Origin of the sequence: Banduia mediterranea (genome assembly GCF_031846245.1) — a bacterium.
In the GTDB taxonomy this organism is placed as follows: Bacteria; Pseudomonadota; Gammaproteobacteria; order Nevskiales; family Nevskiaceae; genus Banduia; species Banduia mediterranea.
The window spans coordinates 49,129-67,123 of sequence record NZ_JAVRIC010000009.1 but is presented as its reverse complement, the minus strand read 5'-3'; the positions used below and the strand labels follow the sequence as shown (position 1 = coordinate 67,123).

At 63.0% G+C, this 17,995-nt stretch carries 12 protein-coding genes, 1 tRNA gene and 1 riboswitch; of the genes, 5 read left to right on the top strand and 8 right to left on the bottom strand.

Translation table 11 applies throughout. The features are described from left to right. Window positions 1–176 precede the first annotated feature (176 nt). A complete protein-coding gene (locus RM530_RS08265) occupies window positions 177–1,181 on the bottom strand; it encodes a cupin domain-containing protein (protein ID WP_311364751.1) in 1,005 nt (334 codons plus the stop codon). Window positions 1,182–1,264: 83 nt separating this feature from the next. After that, window positions 1,265–2,311, bottom strand: coding sequence for a tRNA preQ1(34) S-adenosylmethionine ribosyltransferase-isomerase QueA (queA, locus tag RM530_RS08260; RefSeq protein WP_311364750.1), 1,047 nt, complete (start codon window positions 2,309–2,311; stop codon window positions 1,265–1,267). An 80-nt stretch (window positions 2,312–2,391) separates the two neighbouring features. Between queA and RM530_RS08255 the strand changes: the two genes are divergently transcribed. After that, a tRNA-Leu gene (locus RM530_RS08255) sits at window positions 2,392–2,479 on the top strand. Window positions 2,480–2,919: 440 nt separating this feature from the next. Here the strand turns inward: RM530_RS08255 and RM530_RS08250 are convergent. Continuing rightward, window positions 2,920–3,489: a hypothetical protein gene (locus tag RM530_RS08250; RefSeq protein WP_311364749.1), complete on the bottom strand. Its 570-nt coding sequence runs from the start codon at window positions 3,487–3,489 to the stop codon at window positions 2,920–2,922. Window positions 3,490–3,760: 271 nt separating this feature from the next. Between RM530_RS08250 and RM530_RS08245 the strand changes: the two genes are divergently transcribed. The 3 genes from RM530_RS08245 (at window position 3,761) to fdxA (ending at window position 5,189) form a co-directional block, all read left to right on the top strand. After that, window positions 3,761–4,183 (top strand): hypothetical protein, encoded by a 423-nt coding sequence (locus tag RM530_RS08245; protein ID WP_311364748.1) that lies wholly within the window; start codon window positions 3,761–3,763, stop codon window positions 4,181–4,183. Next, on the top strand, window positions 4,180–4,758 hold the full coding sequence (locus RM530_RS08240) for an NUDIX hydrolase (protein WP_311364747.1): 579 nt from the start codon (window positions 4,180–4,182) through the stop codon (window positions 4,756–4,758). The genes RM530_RS08245 and RM530_RS08240 overlap by 4 nt, the downstream gene beginning before the upstream one ends. A gap of 107 nt (window positions 4,759–4,865) precedes the next feature. After that, window positions 4,866–5,189, top strand: coding sequence for a ferredoxin FdxA (gene fdxA / locus RM530_RS08235; protein WP_311364746.1), 324 nt, complete (start codon window positions 4,866–4,868; stop codon window positions 5,187–5,189). A 315-nt stretch (window positions 5,190–5,504) separates the two neighbouring features. On the opposite strand, the gene RM530_RS08230 is transcribed toward fdxA, so the two are convergent. Then, a complete protein-coding gene (locus RM530_RS08230) occupies window positions 5,505–6,098 on the bottom strand; it encodes a TMEM165/GDT1 family protein (protein WP_311364745.1) in 594 nt (197 codons plus the stop codon). Between the two features lie 15 nt (window positions 6,099–6,113). After that, a riboswitch (yybP-ykoY riboswitch) is annotated at window positions 6,114–6,288 on the bottom strand. Window positions 6,289–6,517: 229 nt separating this feature from the next. Between RM530_RS08230 and RM530_RS08225 the strand changes: the two genes are divergently transcribed. Beyond that, window positions 6,518–6,754 (top strand): hypothetical protein, encoded by a 237-nt coding sequence (locus RM530_RS08225; RefSeq protein WP_311364744.1) that lies wholly within the window; start codon window positions 6,518–6,520, stop codon window positions 6,752–6,754. Between the two features lie 45 nt (window positions 6,755–6,799). On the opposite strand, the gene RM530_RS08220 is transcribed toward RM530_RS08225, so the two are convergent. Genes RM530_RS08220 through bcsA form a run of 4 tightly spaced genes read right to left on the bottom strand, consistent with a single transcriptional unit; the run spans window position 6,800 to window position 17,981 of the window. Beyond that, window positions 6,800–7,300 (bottom strand): tetratricopeptide repeat protein, encoded by a 501-nt coding sequence (locus RM530_RS08220; protein WP_311364743.1) that lies wholly within the window; start codon window positions 7,298–7,300, stop codon window positions 6,800–6,802. A 2-nt stretch (window positions 7,301–7,302) separates the two neighbouring features. Beyond that, window positions 7,303–12,357: a cellulose synthase subunit BcsC-related outer membrane protein gene (locus tag RM530_RS08215; RefSeq protein ID WP_311364742.1), complete on the bottom strand. Its 5,055-nt coding sequence runs from the start codon at window positions 12,355–12,357 to the stop codon at window positions 7,303–7,305. After that, entirely contained in the window at window positions 12,333–13,502 is a 1,170-nt protein-coding gene (gene bcsZ, locus RM530_RS08210) for a cellulose synthase complex periplasmic endoglucanase BcsZ (RefSeq protein ID WP_311364741.1), read from the bottom strand. Before bcsZ ends, RM530_RS08215 begins: the two co-directional genes overlap by 25 nt. Before the next feature lie 33 nt (window positions 13,503–13,535). Beyond that, window positions 13,536–17,981 (bottom strand): UDP-forming cellulose synthase catalytic subunit, encoded by a 4,446-nt coding sequence (gene bcsA / locus RM530_RS08205; protein WP_311364740.1) that lies wholly within the window; start codon window positions 17,979–17,981, stop codon window positions 13,536–13,538. Window positions 17,982–17,995 lie beyond the last annotated feature (14 nt).

Below are 17,995 nucleotides of genomic sequence, written 5' to 3'. Positions count from 1 at the left end.
GTTATCCGGATTTCAGTCAAAGGCTTCCGGATTGGTCGCAACTTGACCAGCGCGCGGCTGGCGCAAGCTCTCAACCCAACTTCAGCGGGAATTTCGCAAGACCCTCGCCAGAATTGCTTTTGGACACAACATGTCTGTCGATAACTGGAAACTGAATCAGCCACCTTTTTCGCAGCTCACTCGACAGGCACGTAGTCCTCGCGACTGAAGGCAGGCACGGTCACCGCATAGAACTCGATACCCTGATCCGCGCCGGCCGAAATCGCATGCTTCACGCCCGGGTCCAGCACCACGATGCTGCCGGCGCTGACCGGTGATTCGGTGCCGTTTACCGCTACCGTGCCCGCTCCGGCGGTGACGATGAAGAATTCCTTGCCCGCCCGGTTGTAGCTCTGGCCTGTCCCCTTGCCGGCTTCCAGGCTGAAGTGGGCCACGCTGTAATCCTCGCGCGGAACGACGGCGCTGCGGCCGACCAGTTCGCGCAGCGAAACGCCGGGCGCGAGTTCGCTGGCCGCGATCGCCTGAGTCTGAAACGGGCGTGGCGGTGTCGATTCGACAGCCGCTTCGCTTGGGGCAGCCTCCGCTGGCGGTGCGGTGAGAAATTGCGGGCGTGTCAGTTCGGCGATTCGCTCGGCCTGTGCCGGGTAGCGGGCCTGCAGTTGATCGCGGTAGCCGGGCTCGTAGTCGCCGTAGTCGAAACCGGGGGTCAGCGTGCAACCGAACAGGGAGTAGGCATCGGCGGTGTCTCGCGCGGGCCGCGCGCCCATCCAGACACCTGCCGGAACGGTGAACTGCGGCCGCTGCCCGGCCAGCACCTCGCTACCGAGCAGCACCTGCTCACTGTGTCCGTCCGGGTGGAGCAGCAACAGTTCGATCGGATCGCCGGCATAGAAGTGCCAGGTTTCGTCGGTAAGCAGCCTGTGCATGGCCGAGAAATCGCGGCGCGTGATCAGCGCGTAGATCGCACTGCCGAGGTCACGCGCCGCGCCGTAGCGTTTCGGCAGTGCACTCGGTGGCACGCGCAATTCGCTGCGATAGCTCGGCGCGAACCAGGCGCCCTCGTCTGGGATTTTCTGCATGTGCAGCGCTTCGATGATCGCATTCGCGGACTGATCCGGTGGTCCGTCCGCGAAGACCAAGGAAGCGGGTGCAAGCAACAACAGACAGAGTAGGCTACGCATGGAATCTGGGCCGCGGACCAAAAAAGGTGAAGCGGCAAGATGCAGGCCAGCCGCGCGACCGGCAAGCGGAGCGTGCGGGCGCCTCAGGATTCCCGCTGCGCCTTGGAACGGCAATGCGGCAGCCACATCGCGTCGCCGTAGCTGAAGAAGCGATAGCGCTGCTGCACGGCATGGCGATAAGCGTTCATCGTGGTCTCGTAGCCGATGAACGCGGAGATCATCATCAGCAGCGTGCTTTCGGGCAGGTGGAAATTGGTGAGTAGCGCATCCACCGCGCGGAAGCGGTAACCGGGGGTGATGAACAAGCGGGTCTCGCCGGCTCCGACACGCAGGCCGCCCTCCTGCGCAGCGGATTCCAGAGCACGGACCACGGTAGTGCCCACGGCGACGATGCGACCGCCCTGGGCTCGGGTGTGTTCGATCGCCTCCATCAGCTTCAGGGTGATTTCGAAGCGCTCGGCGTGCATGCGGTGCTCGTCCAGATTGTCGACGCGCACTGGCTGGAAGGTGCCGGCGCCCACGTGCAGCGTCAGCGTTTCGATACGGACGCCGCGCGCGCGGATCGCGTCGATCAGCGCGTCGTCGAAATGCAGGCCGGCGGTGGGCGCGGCGACGGCGCCCGGTTCGCGGGCGAACAGGGTCTGGTAGCGCTGGCGGTCATCCTCGGTGTCGCCGCGTGTGATGTAGGGCGGCAGCGGGATATGTCCGGCCGCCTCCAGAAGCTCGATCGCGTCACCGCCATCGGCGCGGCGCAAGTGGAAAAACTCCCCTTGGCGCCCCAGCACTTCCACTTGCTGCTCGCTGTCGTTGATGCGAATCCGGCTGCCGGTGCGCGGGGTCTTGCTGGCACGGATCATCGCCAGGAATTCAGCGCCGCCCAGGGGGCGTTCAGCCATGATCTCGACCCGGCCGCCACTGTCCTTGTGCCCATACAAGCGCGCCGGGATCACGCGCGTGTCGTTGAAGATCAGCAGATCGCCGGAGTTCAGCTGCGACGGGAAATCGCGCATCTGCCGGTCTGTCGGCGTTTCGCCGTCCACGCACAGCAATCGCGAGGCGGAGCGCGGCTCCACCGGCTGTTGCGCGATCAGTTCTTCGGGCAGCACGTAGTCGAAGTCCTTGCGATGCATGAACTTTTGCTTCTCAAATGACGGAGGGTCGATATAATGCGCGACCTTCGAGTGCGGTGCGTGCATCGCGTCCACGAAGAGCCGGAGTGGCGGAACTGGTAGACGCGCACGACTCAAAATCGTGTTCGGTAGCCCCGAGTGTGGGTTCGATTCCCACCTCCGGCACCAATTAAAAAGGCTTGGCTGACGCCAGGCCTTTTTAATTGGTGCCGTGGGCACACAGGGTTCGACGCCCCCACCCTGTCCCGCCCCCTCCGCAGGGGCCGGGGACCTGCGGCCACCCTCTTCGCCCCAACCGAGGCGGCTCGATCTCCGGCTTGGCTGACGCCAGGCCTTTTTAATTGGTGCCGTGAGCTGCCCGCAGTGGACGAAGCTGGCTTGGGCCAGCTGCGACTGCTGGTCGTGTTCCGATCCGAGACGTACGGGTCGGCGAAAAGCATCCTCATTTCCAGCCCTTCTCCCGGAGGGAGAAGGGAGCCCACGCGTTGCTGGGTTCAAGCTCTGCGCTCATGGGCGAACCTGTCGTGCAGTGCCTGCAATACATCGTTTGCGTTTGGCCGGGCACGAAAAAAGGCGCCCGAGCCGCCTTTTTTCGTTTCAGCTTGATCTCAAATCTTGAAGTCGTAGCGCAAGCCGGCGTGCCAGCCGTAGATCCGGCTGTTGGCGTTCTGCTGATAGACCATGGCGCCAACGACGATGCGCAGGTCCGGCAGACTGTCGGACACCAGCTTCAGCGGCAGTTGCAGATTGATGCCGTAGGCGCCGCCTTCGAAGTCGTCTTCGAGATCACCCTGTTTCAGGGTCATGCGGGTATAGCCGATCGGAAAGGCGATCTCGACCATGTCGCGTACGGTGCCGGTCGGTACCACGAAGGCCCCGTAGTACTGGTCGGTTTCAACGTAATCGGCGTCGTTATCGTCCTCGCCGATTCCGTACTGAAGTTCGAAGCCGATCGCCTTGTAACGCGTGCCGACATGCGCGACGTAGAAGTTGGTATCGAAGTCCTCTTCCGGAAACACGTTCGAATCAGAGACCGACAATTTGGCGTCGATCACGTAGTCCACCGCCACGTACAGGGGCAGGCCAAGACCGAACAGACCTTCGGATTCGTCGTCATCCTGCGCGAACACGACCGGACTCAGCGTACCGAGCAACAGCAACAATGCGAGTTTCTTCATGGCCTCCCTCAAGCTTCCCTGACTTTAAGTGGGCTCCCGAAAGGTGTGTGTCGATGCCCTGACGATATAGTATCGTGTCACCTCATAAGGTATCGCGGTCAAGGACGCCCAAGGCGAGGGGCTTAGCATGCAGGCACACTTCCGACACGCATTCTCGGTGGACAAAGAGCTTGGCCCGCATGGTCGGCGCCGTAGGCTCACTGCCTGACTTCAGGTTGACATCAGCTACATGCTGGTCAGGTTCCTGATTTGAAAATAGCGGCAACGGCTTTTGATCTACCTGGAAGAAGCAGAGCTTCGCGCCCCCAGCCTGCCGCTGAATGATATTCACGCCAGCAAGCTGAGCGTCCAGCGCGGCTTTCTGTCGGTCAGCGAGCGAGGCACGCCAAGCATCCAAGCATATCTGTTCATATGGCAGAAGCTGCTTATTGCCCGCCAAGCGATGCTGCAGCCGCGACAGCCGCCAAAAATACTTCGATCACGCATGATGGTCAGTGCGTTGTTTTCACGGATGTTCACCGATTTTTCAGGTGAATTCCACTGCCGCGCCGCTGACTGCTACTCTGTACCGACTTGGCGCGCTCCGTGGCGCCAGCGCCCACCCGATCGTTTCCGCCCCAGATCCATGATCCAGTCTCATCGCTGCCCGCTGCCCTTTGCCCAAGCTCCCGTCGTAAGCCGGAGCGGTCTGTGAAGTTCTGCAGTGAATGTGGGCACGCCGTGGAATTGCAGGTGCCCGAACACGACCACCTGCCGCGCCATGTCTGCCCCAACTGCGAAACGATTCACTACCGCAACCCCAAGGTCATTGCCGGTTGCGTGCCAGTGTGGGAAGACCGCGTGCTGATGTGCCGCCGCGCGATCGAGCCGCGCCTGGGCAAGTGGACCTTCCCGGCCGGCTTTCTGGAAATGGGCGAAACCAGTGGCGAAGGGGCCGCGCGCGAAACCCTGGAGGAATCCGGCGCCGAGGTCGATATCGATGATCTGTTCGTGGTCATCAACGTGCCCTACGTGTCGCAGATCTACGCGATCTATCGCGGTCGCATGCGCAGCGACAAGCATCATCCGACTTTCGAAAGCTCCGAAACGCAACTGATGCGCGAAGACGAGATTCCCTGGGACGAGATCGCCTTTCCGACGATCTGGCACAGCCTCAAGTTCTTCTTCGCCGACCGTGCGGCCGGACAGACGAATTTTCACGCGCTGGACCTCAGCCGCCGGCCACTGGATCCGTCGCGCCGCGAAGTCTCGACGGGCTCGGGCGACTGATTCGCACGCTGGCTGGGAGTACCTCACAACTGAAGTACCCAAAAACTGTCGCGAATCTATAAAATGCGCGCCTCCACGCATCCACCAGGACCATAAACGGAACCGCCATGACCTTCGTTGTTACCGAGAACTGCATCAAGTGCAAGTACACGGACTGCGTGGAAGTCTGCCCGGTGGACTGTTTCCATGAGGGCCCGAACTTTCTGGTGATCGATCCCGAGGAATGCATCGACTGCACGCTGTGCGAACCGGAATGCCCGGTGAACGCAATTTTCGCGGAAGACGATCTGCCGGCGGAACAGGCGCATTACAAGGAACTCAACGCGGAGCTGACACCGAAATGGCCGGTGATCACCGAGCGCAAGGAGCCTCCGGCCGACGCCAAGCAGTGGGAAGACAAGCCGGACAAGCTCAAGCTGCTGGAACGCTGAGCCGCCAGCGACGCGGACTCGAAGAATGTCGCACTGGATTCCGGTGCGGCTTTTTCGTTGGTGCGCCCGGCAGGGCGCAGCAGCTTGGAGGTGGAAGTCCTCTACCGCCCCGGCAAGGGGAACGGTTGGTGTGAAACAACGCGGGGTTGCGAGCACAGCAAAGCTTCGCGACTCCAAAGGAGCACGAAACCAGCCCGATCAGCATGCGGCTCCTTCGCCAAGCGCCACCCCTGGCGCCTCTAACGTCGGTAACAGCTGCTGAGCGATGCACTCACATGCTTCATCTTCCGGGGGTGGAGATGCAACTCATGGCCGTTAACCCGCCTGCCCCGCCCCGACACCCAGCCAGGTTCCGCCCCAGATCAGGGTCGTGACGCCCAGCACTACGAACAGGCCGGCGGCGGTCCAGCGGATTGCCGTCAACGGCAGACGGGTGGCAATCGCGGCACCGAGAAACACCACCGGAACGTCGGCCAGCAGCATGCCGCTGGTGGTGCCGGCCACCACTTGGAGTAAGTCGTCAAAACGGGCCGCGAGCACCGTCGTCGCGATCTGCGTCTTGTCGCCGATCTCGGCCAGGAAGAAGCTGACGACGGTGATCCACAGCACGCTGCGGCCACTGCGCTGCGCTTCGGATTCGTCGATCCCATCCGGCTTGATCGCCCAAAGGCCAACAGCGATGAATGACAGGCCGACGATCCAATGCAGCCATTCGTCCGGCAGCACGGTCCTGATCCAGCTACCGGCGAGCCCGGCCACGGCGTGATTGAGCACCGTCGCCAACAGGATGCCGGCCACCACGATCCATGGACGCCGAAAGCGACTGGCGAGCATGACCGCGAGCAGCTGCGTTTTGTCACCGAGTTCCCCGAGGAAAACGGTACCGGTGGCGATCCAGAAAGCTTCCATCAGATTTTGATTCCTGAACCGGGCAAGTGGATACGAGACAAGGTGCGCGAAGCCCGCCCGGTGGCCGCTTCACGTCAACCTTGGTCTCGCCACACCGGTTCTCCGGCTGGGTGCGCCATGGCCTATGTGATGCAGCGGCCAAGCATGTTGACGCACCCTCCCGCATTGCGCGGGACGGCTACTCCCCAATCCGGCAAGAATAACCGAGCGCAGTCGGGCTCGCCATACTCGCTCGCAGAGGGTGCCAGGGAGAGGACAGCATGACCGCCAGGCTTGAGCGCCAAGGAGTCCGTTTTCTACCGGCCGCGTTGATGGGCTTGTGCGCGACTAGCGCTGCCGCGGCCCACGTCTTTCCCTACGAAAACGTGTAGCAGGAACTGCGGCACGTCGACTTCAAGGGTCGTGATCGCGAAATACTGGTGCTGCCGATCAAGTTGCGGACCTTTTCGGCTGGCGGCGCAGCCCGCGGGCCTGCGGTCCGGGTCGACGAAGGCAGGTTCACGCTCCAGCCGCAAGCGGATATCGCCATGGACGCCGTCCCGCGGCTGGCGCCTGGCCCGATCTCCGCCTCGGCCTGGATCGCCGTGTGGCAGGGATACTCCGACAATCAGGATGGTCGGGCTGTCCTCATCCAACGGGCGATCTGTTCGTCCTGAGGCGTTCCTTGTCCTGGGGAATCGTTGCCGCGAAGCGCGAAAAGCCTAGCGATAGACCTGCGGATTCCACAGGTCGGGCGGCGGTGGTGGCAGAGCCGAAAGATCGGCCTGCCCACTCCAGTCCTCGGAGTCGACACCACTGAGTGCCTCGCTGTTGACCCAGTTGCGGAGCCGCGCCAGATTGGCGGCGATCTCCACGTCATCCGGCGCCAATCGGGCGGCGCGACTGAGCAGATCGACTGCGGTGTGGTAGTCCTCCTGCTCGGCCTTGGCCACGGCCAGGTTGTTGAGCGCCACCGGATCGAAGGGATTGACCTTGAGCGCCTCCTCGAATTGATACGCGGCCCGCTCAGGCTGGCCTTGTGCCAGGCTCTGTCGTCCCATGTTCGAATAGGACGAGCCCGGCGACCCGCTCGCGACAGCGCCTTGTCCTGCCACGCTTCCATAGGGCGCGCGAACATTGAGCCCTTCGGCCCGGGGGTCGTCGGCGGCGCAGGAGGCCAGCACCAGGGCGGCCAGGCAGAACGGCAGGATTGGCGGCTTCATGCTCAGTCGCTCCCGAAATTGAAGTACGGGCGCAGCATCGTCGGCGGTGACGATACGCGCGGTTGTGCCGAGAACCAGTAACGGACATAGCCCATGACCAAGGATTCATTGTAGTCCTTGGCGTTGTCCAGACTCAGCAACGCACCGGCCGTCAGCTGTGGCGCGATCAGGTATTCGAAGGCGCCGCTGAAGTTGTAGCCGACACCACTCTGACTGCTGTCGCTGTAACCACTGACCAGATCCTCGTCATCGCTGTCCAGCAGCAGATCTTCCACCGCGAGTTGGAGCCCGGCATCGGTCGGGAACAGCGCGGCACCATCCTCCTTGAACGCCTGCAGACCGATCGCGCCGCCGATCCGGTACGAGAAGCGCTCACGCGATCCGCTGATCTCGAACGGCACGCCCACGCTCATGTAGAACTGTGGACTGAAATAGCCGCCATGACCAAAGGTGTAGTAGCGGCGATTCTTGTCGTAGAAAAACGTCGTGAGATTGAGGCCGTAGGTCACGCGGAATCCGCGACGCTGCACGCCACGCGTATAGAAACCGCCACCGGCTTCGAAGGCATTGTTCTGGTCGACGTTCTCGCCATCGAGCACGTGGTAGCTGCCGTTGACGTAGACGCCATAACGCCCAAGATCGTAGGACATGTCGATGCGGCCACCGGTGCGGGTGATGCCACCCCAGACGCGGCCGGTGGCGGGATCGCGCGTGCCCGCGTAAGACAGCAGGCTGTCGGTCACCGATCGGCGCGACAGATCGATCTTGAACGACACATTGTCGACCTGCGGCTTCCATTGCAGCCCACCAACGATGGTCTCCACCGGAAATCCGAGCGGCGACGATCCCACGTCCAGACGCAAGTCCGCGATCGAATAGACGCCGCCGACGGCAACGCCGCTGGCATCCTGTGCGAATCGATAACTGGTGGCGTCGTCGACCAGCGGCATGGCCCCGAACAGAAGCTGATCGCGCCCGGACACGGAGCCGGCATCGAGAAACACCGGAACGGCGCGGAGGGCGAAACGCCCGGCCTCGGTGCCGGCGATGCTTGCCTCGACCGGAAGTTCGATGTCCAGCAAGCGCCCCAGGCCACTCTGACCGTCACGGTTGCGCAAGGCCACGCCGAGTCCGGCATTGGCCGCGCGGTTCGCCTCGATCGACTCGATCTCGCGGATCAGGTCGCTGCGTTCGCGTGTCGGTGGCAGTTCGCGTCGTGCGAAGCTCGGCACCGTCAGCGCCGGATCATTGCCATAGCTCATGACGGGCGCCTGCGGTGCCGGCTGGCTGACATAGGCACCGCGAATATCATTGATCTCCCGCGACAACTCGCGGCGCAGCGCCGGGTCGCCGCTGGACGACGACAGCTGCGTGCTCATGCGCGGCGCCGATGCGGGCGGCAGCCCGCCCGCCGGGTACGGAGCCTGTCCACTCGGTGGATCGAAGCGACGAACGGTCTGAGCCTGTCCCTGCGTGTAGACCTCACTGCGGCTCTGGGTTTGCGTGCCGCCGGATTTCGACGGGTAATACGACGGGCCAGTCTGTACCACGCTGGCGTTACTGCCCAGCGGACCGTAAGGAATCGAAACCGTTCCGTTGCTCTGCTGGATCGTCGATGTCGAGGGGTAGGCCGAGGCCGGGACCGCATTCGACGGAACCACCGGCGCCGGCTCGGTATAGGAACGCGAGTACGGCTGAACTTGGGTGCTGGTCGTCTGGCGGTAGGTCGACGAAGTCACTGCCGGCTGGGACGACGGCGGATAAAGCGGGGCCTGCGAGCCCGGTGCCATCGGCGCTGGCGCCGGTCCGGAGGTGGCCGTCGAACGGCTGACCTCAGGCATGAACTGATAGTTCGGATCCGGTGCGGTGGTGAGCTCGTGGCGCGTCGATGGCGCCGAATAAGTCGGCAGCGCCGGCATGGTGGCCGGCGCGGACAGTGAAGATTCGGACCCGGACCGGTAATCCGGTCGCTGACTCAGCCTTGGAGGTGGGAACGGCGGCCCCTGCAAGGTCTCCATCTGCTGCGGGACGGCAGCGTTGCCGGAACGGGTGGACGGTGGCGGCGGTAGCGTCCACGGCGTCTCCGCTGATCGTGTGACGCGTTCACCATTGGACTGCGTCGACAGCTTGAGAAACACGCCGGGTATCTCATGAGCGCGCGGGGCATCCGCCCCGGTTTGCGATGCAGGCCTGGTCTGCGCTGTCACCGGCTCGGGTCCGGCTCGCATCGGTGCCGGTTCGATGCCGTAGATGCTGGGCCGAATGCCTTGATCGACCGAGACTCCTGGAATCGGCTCAACCCTCTCTTCCGGAATCTCGGACTTCTGGGGCTCGGCTGAGCGTCGCGGTGCCGCGGTCTTGATCAGGTAGCCGCCGCCGCGTGCCGGTTGCCAGGCCGCTTCACGCGCCCGCGCCGAATCACTGCGCCTCGGGCTCTGCGCAGATGAGGGACGAAAACCGAAACCACCACGATCGCTCGGGGCCGGAAGCACCCGGCTGCCAGCCGCAGCCGGATCCAACAGATACAACTGCGGCGCATAGCGTCCCCCGAACTCCTGGGCACCCTGCTGCGCATCCAGCGCCAGGGCGCGTTGGTAATACTCCAGCGCGCGCCCGTCTTCGCCGCGCGCCCGGGCCAGCCGCCCGGCCAAGGCATACAGGCGTGCGTTCTGTGGGTCCAAATTGAACGCCTCGTTCAACAGCTGGTTCGCGGCTTCCAGATCGTTGCGTGCCAGGGCGGCGCCGATCGAGCCCTTGTAGGCGTCGAGGTTTTCCGGATCGGTCTGCAGTACCCGATCGTAGATCTGCGCGGCGTGGTCGTATTCTTCGGAATCGTTGTAGAGGCGCGCCAGCGCCATCAGCAGCCGCGGATCATTGGGGTTCACCTGCAGCAGCGGCGCCAGATAGTCATAGGCGCGCGCAAGATCACCTTCCTCGCGCACCAGGTCGGCCTGACGCAGGCGATAGGCCACGCGCAGATTGGCCAGATCGAGTGCCTGTTGCTGGGTCAAGCCGCCGCGCTGCACCAGATCGGTCATCACCACCTCGAACTCCGCGTCCTGTCGCAGCTTGAACAAGAGCGAGGCGTATTGCAGGCGCAGCCCCGGATCGGGATCCGGCGTACCGGACAGCGCCGCGCGGATATAACCCAGCGCCCTGCCCTCGTCACCGACTTCGGCATAGGCCGTGGCCAGTGCGCCCAGCAGTTCGGGGGCGTTGTCGACCTGCGGTTCCACCCGGCGCAGCAGATCCAGCGCATCCTGGGTGCGACCGTACCGGGCGTAAACACCGGCGCGTTCCGTCTGGTAACGCACCCACAGCCGATGCTGCAGCTGCACCATGCCGGTGTCACGCGTCGACAGCGGGATCTGCTCCATCAGTTGCAGCGCGTCATACCAGCGTTGCTGTTCCGATAACAGCAAGGCCTTGACGAAAATCGCTTCGCCCATGTTCGGGTTGCCGGACAGAATGCCGTCAACCAGGGTGTTGGCTTCACGCGTGCGCTTCTGTTGCTGGTAGATGCGTGCCAGATCGAGGCGCACCCAGACGCTGTTCGGATCGAGCAGCAGCGCCTGTTTGAGCAGGTTCTCGGCGCCCTGCTGCTCACCGGCCTCGGTCGCCTCGATTGCCTGATCCCTTAGATATTGCGCCTTGAGTTGACTGAGGCTGCCGATCTGGTTGCGCAGTTCGGGCGGCAAGCGTTCCGCCAGCTGGATCGCTTCCTGAATCCGATTGCTGCGTGTGAGCAAGCCGACCAGTCCGCGTGTCGCATTCATGTTGTCGGGGTGACGCGACAAGACTTGACGATAAAGCCGTTCGGCTTCGCCGATTTCATCCTGCTCGGCGAGCACGTCAGCCAGGGTGCTGCGCACGTCCGAGTCGTCGTCGACGCCATCCGCGGCGAGTGCGCTGCGCAGCAATTGCTCGGCGCGTACCGGCTGCGCCGCCTGACGCGCCGTTTCCGCCTCCCTTACCAGCGCGTAGAACCGTGCACTGGACAGGGCTTCCGACCAGCGCTGCGAGCGCTTGGGGTCGGCAATGCTGGCTTGTTCGAGCAGCGAAGCCGCTTCGGCAAAACGCTGCTGGCGTAGCCGTACGATGCCCAGACCGCCGAGTCCATCGGCGTCGCGCGGATCGTCGAGCAGCAAGTCCTCGAAACGAGCAGATGCGGCGGCCAGTTCGCCGCCATTCAATGATTCGTACGCTTCCTGCACCTCGGCAACACGCGGGTCGGCCTGCGGTGTGACGCTGGCCACCGCCTCCTGCACGCTGCGCAGCTTGGCGGCAACCTCCGGATCGTTGCCGTATTCGTCGAGGTAAGCCTGATAGTAGCGCCGGTCATTGGAGTCCGTGGACAACCAAAGCAAGGCTTGGCGCCATGCTTGCCGCGCCTGCACCGACACCGCCGCATTGTCGGCGAGCTGTGCCAGGCGACTGATGCCGTCGCGGCGCGAATCCTCGCGATAGGTCAGGTGCTGCGCCAGCGCCAGACGATAGACCGGGTCATCGGGGTAGTCCTTGGCCAGTCGCTCAATGCCCTGTCGGGCCTCGCCCCATTTGCCGTCGACACCCGCCAGGGTCTGGTAGTACTCGAGACCCAGGCGGCCGCCGGGAACTTCACCGCCGAACAGCCTGCGATAGGACTCCACCGCCTCCGGATAACGCCCCTGCCGGGCGAGGCCTCGGGGTTCTTCGAGTTTGGTCTGATCGATGGCGCCTTGCTGAATCGCGGCTTCGATCCGGGAAATCGCGGGGTGCTTGGGATGCGCTTCCTTGAGCCGCTCCAGGTAGACCCCGGCCGCCTCCGGCTTGTTGCTGCGCGCCTCGGCCTTCGCCAGACCCTCCAGCGCCTGTGCGTCGTCGGCTTGCACGCGCAGCAGCTTGAGCCAGGATTCCCGCGCGAGATCATAGCGACCGCGGTCCTCCCAGTAATGCGCCTGGGCAATCAGCGGTTGCAGTTGGGCATCACCCTCGGCCGCGCCTGCGACGCCGCAAACAGCGGCGCCCATCAGCAGTCCGACGGTCAGACCCGTCAGCGCGAAAATACGCCGCAGCACGATTGCTCCCATCTTGTCTCGAGTTGACCGTTGTCGCCGAACCGAAAGCGGCCCGCGACCCATCCCTCACCGAACAGGGCCAAGACCTGATCGTAGTAATGCGCAGGATCACCCAGGCTCCCAGATTCCGCCCCGCCCTCGCCATCAGCTGCAATTCTGTTTTCAATCAAACGCTTTTCTTGCCTTTCTAAGAGCCTATCTTCATTCAAGGCATGTAGATATGGCAAGGCGGCTGCTGAAAATCCAAGAGGATTCCCCCCATTGATGCCGCGCGTCGTCACCTGCACCTGTTCCGGCGGGAGTCCGCGCATCCGAATCAGCTCCGCATAACCGTCCAGCATCGATGGCGACAGCGTCGGTTGTGGCGTCATTCCTGCCCACAGGTAGACTCGGATCGCATCGTAGCTTCCGATACCGGCGGTCTTTCGGTCCTGCTGGGCTCCCTGCTCGGGGTACCACTCGAACCAGTCCGGAGCTACCTTGGCTGGCGTGACCTGCGCCAGCATGTCGGTGTATGTGCCCCAGACTCGCGACCAAGGTCCCGATGGATCTTCCATGGCGAAATAGCGGATCTGGAACTCCGGAAGGTAGCTGGGATTGAAGCGCCAGCCATTGGGCTTGAGTGCGAAGCCTTCGGGCGCCGGCAGCAACATCGGGCCGGCCGCCGTGTCGATCACCTCGTGGGCCTTGACCCGCCACAGAATCGCGCGCCCGATTTCCTCGTAGCGCGGCGCGTCCCACAGTCTGGCGGCCTCCATCAGGCTGTATGCCATCCACAGATCTGCATCACTGGCGGGATTGGCATCGATCACACCCCATGTCCCGTCATCGCCCTGGCCCCAAAGCCAGGCTGGCAGGCTCCCCGTCAGATCGCCCCCGGCCAGATTGTCTCGGGCCCAGGCGAGTATCGCATCGAAAACCTGCCGGTCATTCGCGACCAGCGCGAAGAACAGTCCGTAGGCCTGTCCCTCCGACGTCGACCGTGCATTGGCTGTGCGGTCGACAATGCGTCCGTCCGGCTGCACGAACACCCGCGCAAATGCCTGCCACGCCTTCCATGGGCGCGCGGCATACCAGTTCATCGCCAGGCATGCGCCGATCGCGAGCAGCACGATCGCCACCAAGCCGACAAGCACTTTGCGCATCGCGAGCAAATCCCAGGTGAGCCCGCGCCCCGATCAGGCGCGGCCATCCTTCCGCGCAGCGGCCATGCGGCGCAGCAGGCGGAACAGAATGGCCGCCATCAACAGAGCGATCACCACCACGAAAATCACGAGTATCAATGGCTGCTGGGACAGCCACCAGCGCAGGCCGAGCAAGAACGGCAGGCGGCCAACGGCGTACTGGTTCTCGAGGCTGTAGTGGTTGACCTCGTCGCCATTGAGCAGCACCAGATCACCCTGGACGAACGGCACCTTGCCGTAATCTGTGAACATGCGGGCGACGTCGAGCAAGCGGTCCGAGTCGCCGGCGGTGAGCACCACCACGGTACGTCCGGACGACAGGGGCGATTCGAAGCTCATGACGCCGCCGAGCGAACGGCCCGCTTCAAGAATCACCCGGCCCGCATGATTGATCGCGCCCTCGACATCACGCCCTTCCCACCGGGCACGCAGACGTTCCACCGGTCCGATCACGCGCAGCCGGGTTTCGCCGCGTGCCACCGTCATCGGCATGTAGTCGGCCCACTGTTCGAGCAGCGGCTGGTTACCGGCGGCGCCGAACACCAGGATGTCGCGATCGCTCAGCTCGGAGATGCGATCGGCGTGTACCAACTGGAAACGAATCGCCGGATAGCCGGTCACGTCGCCGAGACGCCCCATCACCAGCAAATAGGCGCTGATTTCCTGCGGCGTGATGTTGCTCGGCAGGACAATTCCGGTCTCCGAGAGGTCGGCCAGTCGCGAGAACGGAAAGCCGCCGTCGGCAAACAGGGCCAGATCAGGCAGGAAGGCATAGTGCGGAATGTCGCTGAGGTCGACGGTTGAATCCTCGTCGATCACACCGCGCAGATTGTCGAGGACGATGTCCTTGCACTGTCCTTCCTTCTTGCGTTCGAAGTAGTACTGCAGCTGAAGCTGATTGTCACCACCGATCTTGTAGTCCGGAATGCTGACCTTGGCTTCGTTGACGGCCGCGAACGACGACACGAACGGCAGATTGATCCGGTCGGCCGAAGCGCCTTCCTCATCGAGATAGGACAAGGCGATCGCCTCGACAAAACCATCGTTGATGTTGACGTTGAGCGTGGACTTGCTGCCCACGGTCGGCGTATAGCGATATTTGAGGTTCACCTCCATGCCGTCGGACTGCCAGGTGAACAGGTCCGGCGGCAGATGGAAGTTGATGCGGATCGTGTCCGGATACAGGCCGCTGGCCTCGAGTTGCCAGGACTCCGCAATTTCGCCAATCTCGACCGGACGATCGGTCGGAATCCAGCGCGGTGCATCGTAGGGCTCACGGGGCTCGGGCTCACTGAACTCACGAATCGCCGTCGACGGTCCGGCCAAAGCCTCGGACCCCATGGCCAGCGCACGCGCGGCCTGCTTCAGCGCCAGACCGTCAGCCCCCTGGATGACCAGTAGCTTGGCGCCCGGCGTCTTCGGGTTGTCGACGATCGAAATGCTGGCCGAGGCGTTGTTGCTCGGCAGACGCAGTCCTGCTGGTCCGCGCCCCCCCACCACGAACACGACGCCATGGCCGGGCGGCAGGCTGTCGATGTAGGTTGGAAATTCCGCTCCGCGATAGTTCGCCATCGCGCCGAACCACGAGGCGGTCACGCCCGCCGCATCAAGCGCGTCGAGGGTCGGCGTGCCGGAAAAGACGAACGGCAGCGTCAAACGACGCGTGTCGCGGCCATCGAAGAACGGTGACGGCAGCAGGTTGAGGTCATTCGACAGAGACAAGGGCTCGGTATCGAGCTCAAGCACGGTCTGGTTACTGACGACACCCCAGAGACTGGTGTACGCGGGGTCTTCGCACTCATAACGGTAGTGCGCGATCAGCTGCAGCGTGATCTGGTTGTACTGCACGAACAGGCGCGGGTCGATATCGATCGTGCGCTCGGTTCCACTGGCGGTTTCGGCCGAAATCGGCAGCGTGCCCGCCAGTTCGTTGTTGACCAGTACGTTGAGGTGCGAGACATCCCACAGCAAGGACGGCGAATGCGCAAACTCGAGGTGCAGGCGCGCCCGCGTGACGATCTCGTCATCACGCACGTTGACCGGAACGGAGACCTCCCCCTGCAGGCCGCGCAAACGAATCGGCCGCGAAATGCCGAGATCCTCAAGTGTCAGCTGCCGGGTATGAGAGCGGATCACGCGATCGGTGGTGGCCTGATCCTTCATTGGTTTGCCCGCTCCGGCGGAAGCGGCGGCCTGCTGCTGCGCCGACACCTGCGCCGCAGACTGCGCATGGCTGTCCGGTGCCACGCCCAGCGCCGACAACGCCGCGACCACCAGCAGCCAGGACGCCAGCTTGCTCCGGCGCTTGATTCCCAATGCATTCTTCACCGATTTGCTCCCCATGGCGATCAGGCGACCAATGCCCGATACACCGATACCCAGAATTTCCTTGAACGACGCGGACGGCACGTCCATGCCACGGTCCTCCGACCAACTGACCCAAGCGTCCGCTCGACCGAAGATCGCATAAATCAACTGCTTTTCCTGTTCGACATCGAGTTTGCCGAATCTCAGCCCGACGCGCCCTCCCACAGCGCGTACCACTTCGGCCGGCATCCAGACTTCTCGATAGTCCGGTGCCAATGCCACTTCAACGATCGTTCCGTGCGCGACCTCCACGCCCTCTGGCAAGGTCAGGGACGTCCCGGTTTCCGACAGATCGAAGGTCTTGGTCGTGAACACCCGACCGTCCGGCAGAGCGAGCCCTGCCAGCAGTTCGGCTTCGACTCTGATCGCCTTGCGAATCTGTCGTTGCTCCCAGGCGACCGACAATGCGGCGCCGACGATCAGCAGGTTGTAGATCGTCCACGCCATGTTGAGCAGTACAGTATCGGTTTCGTTGGTGTTCCAGACGAACAGTCGCCCCACCCCGACGATCAACCCCACCGTATTGAGGAGCAGCAGCACCACATAAGGCTTGGCGATCTGCTGATCAAAATATTCGTTCTCGACGATGCCGCCCTTGGCGGTCACGTTGAAGGTGCCGAGCTTGGGGTTGATCACGGCCATGGTGGTCGGAATCAGAATATAGGTCGCGAGTACCGACTCATAGACTTCTGCCCAGAAGGAGTGCCGGAACGGTCCCTGCAGACGCGAGTTCGTCATGTTGGCCAGGATCAAATGCGGCGCGGCATAGGCAAGAATCGTCAGCGCCGGCGCATCGATGATATGCGCCTCGAAAAACAGGTACGACAAGGGCGCCGTCAGGAACACGATACGCGGCAGACCGTAGAAGAAGTGCATCATCGCGTTGAAGTAGCACAGACGCTGGAACCACTTCAGGCCGCGTTTGAACAGCGGGTTGTCGATTCGGAATATCTGCGCCATGCCGCGTGCCCAGCGGATGCGCTGCCCGACATGCGCGGACAAGGACTCGGTCGCCAGCCCGGCCGCCTGCGCAATATTGATGTAGGCGCTGCGCCAGCCGCGCGAGTGCATCTTCAGCGAAGTATGAGCGTCCTCGGTGACGGTTTCGACGGCGATGCCTCCGACTTCGAGCAACGCTTCACGACGGATGACGGCGCAGGAGCCGCAGAAGAAGGTGGCATCCCAGAGATCGTTGCCATCCTGCAACAGTCCATAGAACAGCTCACCCTCGTTGGGCACCTTGCGGAAAGTGCGCAGATTGCGCTCGAACGGGTCGGGCGAAAAGAAATGGTGAGGCGTCTGTACCAGCGCCATTTTTGGATCGTGCAGGAACAGACCCAGCGTGAGCTGCAGGAACGAGCGTGTGGGGACGTGATCGCAATCGAAGATGGTGATGAATTCGCCGGACGTCTTCTCCAGCGCCCGATTGATGTTGCCGGCCTTGGCGTGCTTGGAATCATTGCGCGTGATATGCGTGACACCCACCTCGGCGCAGAACGTCTTGAACTCCTCGCGACGACCGTCATCGAGCACATAGACCCTGAACTTGTCGACCGGCCAGTCCATTTCCATGGCCGCCAGCACCGTGGGCCGCACCACTGAAAGAGGCTCGTTGTAAGTCGGAATGAACACATCGACGCTGGGCCAAAGCGATTGGTCATCCGGCAGCGGAACCGGCTTGCGGTGCAGCGGCCAGACCACCTGAAAAAATCCCAGCGCCAGCACCATGAACGCGTACAGCTCGGCCCCGATGAGGCCGACCGCGAAGAACATGTCGGTAAAACTACGGTGCTGATCGAAGCTGACTGATTCGGTAAGCCGCCAATAGATGTAACGGGAACTGGCGAGCAGACTGATCACCATCAGTGCGATCGAAATCAGCTGCCCTTCAATGTGGCGCATCCGCATTGCTGCCAAGCTGGCTCCGATCGCAAACACCGCCTGCCAGGCCAGGCTCAATGGTGTTGTCACGACCATCAAGGCCGGGATTGACATAAAGACCAGTGCCACCCACATCACCCAGGGCTTGTCGAGCCAGTCGGTGGCCTGCCATTGACTCAGCCGTTCCCTCACGATCCCCCCTTCGT

Excerpts from the sequence above, each read along its gene's own strand:
- RM530_RS08265 (WP_311364751.1), bottom strand. The coding sequence starts at position 1,181 with ATGCGTAGCCTACTCTGTCTGTTGTTGCTTGCACCCGCTTCCTTGGTC.
- queA (WP_311364750.1), bottom strand. The coding sequence starts at position 2,311 with ATGCATCGCAAGGACTTCGACTACGTGCTGCCCGAAGAACTGATCGCG.
- RM530_RS08250 (WP_311364749.1), bottom strand. The coding sequence starts at position 3,489 with ATGAAGAAACTCGCATTGTTGCTGTTGCTCGGTACGCTGAGTCCGGTC.
- fdxA (WP_311364746.1), top strand. The coding sequence starts at position 4,866 with ATGACCTTCGTTGTTACCGAGAACTGCATCAAGTGCAAGTACACGGAC.
- RM530_RS08230 (WP_311364745.1), bottom strand. The coding sequence starts at position 6,098 with ATGGAAGCTTTCTGGATCGCCACCGGTACCGTTTTCCTCGGGGAACTC.
- RM530_RS08220 (WP_311364743.1), bottom strand. The coding sequence starts at position 7,300 with ATGAAGCCGCCAATCCTGCCGTTCTGCCTGGCCGCCCTGGTGCTGGCC.
- bcsZ (WP_311364741.1), bottom strand. The coding sequence starts at position 13,502 with ATGCGCAAAGTGCTTGTCGGCTTGGTGGCGATCGTGCTGCTCGCGATC.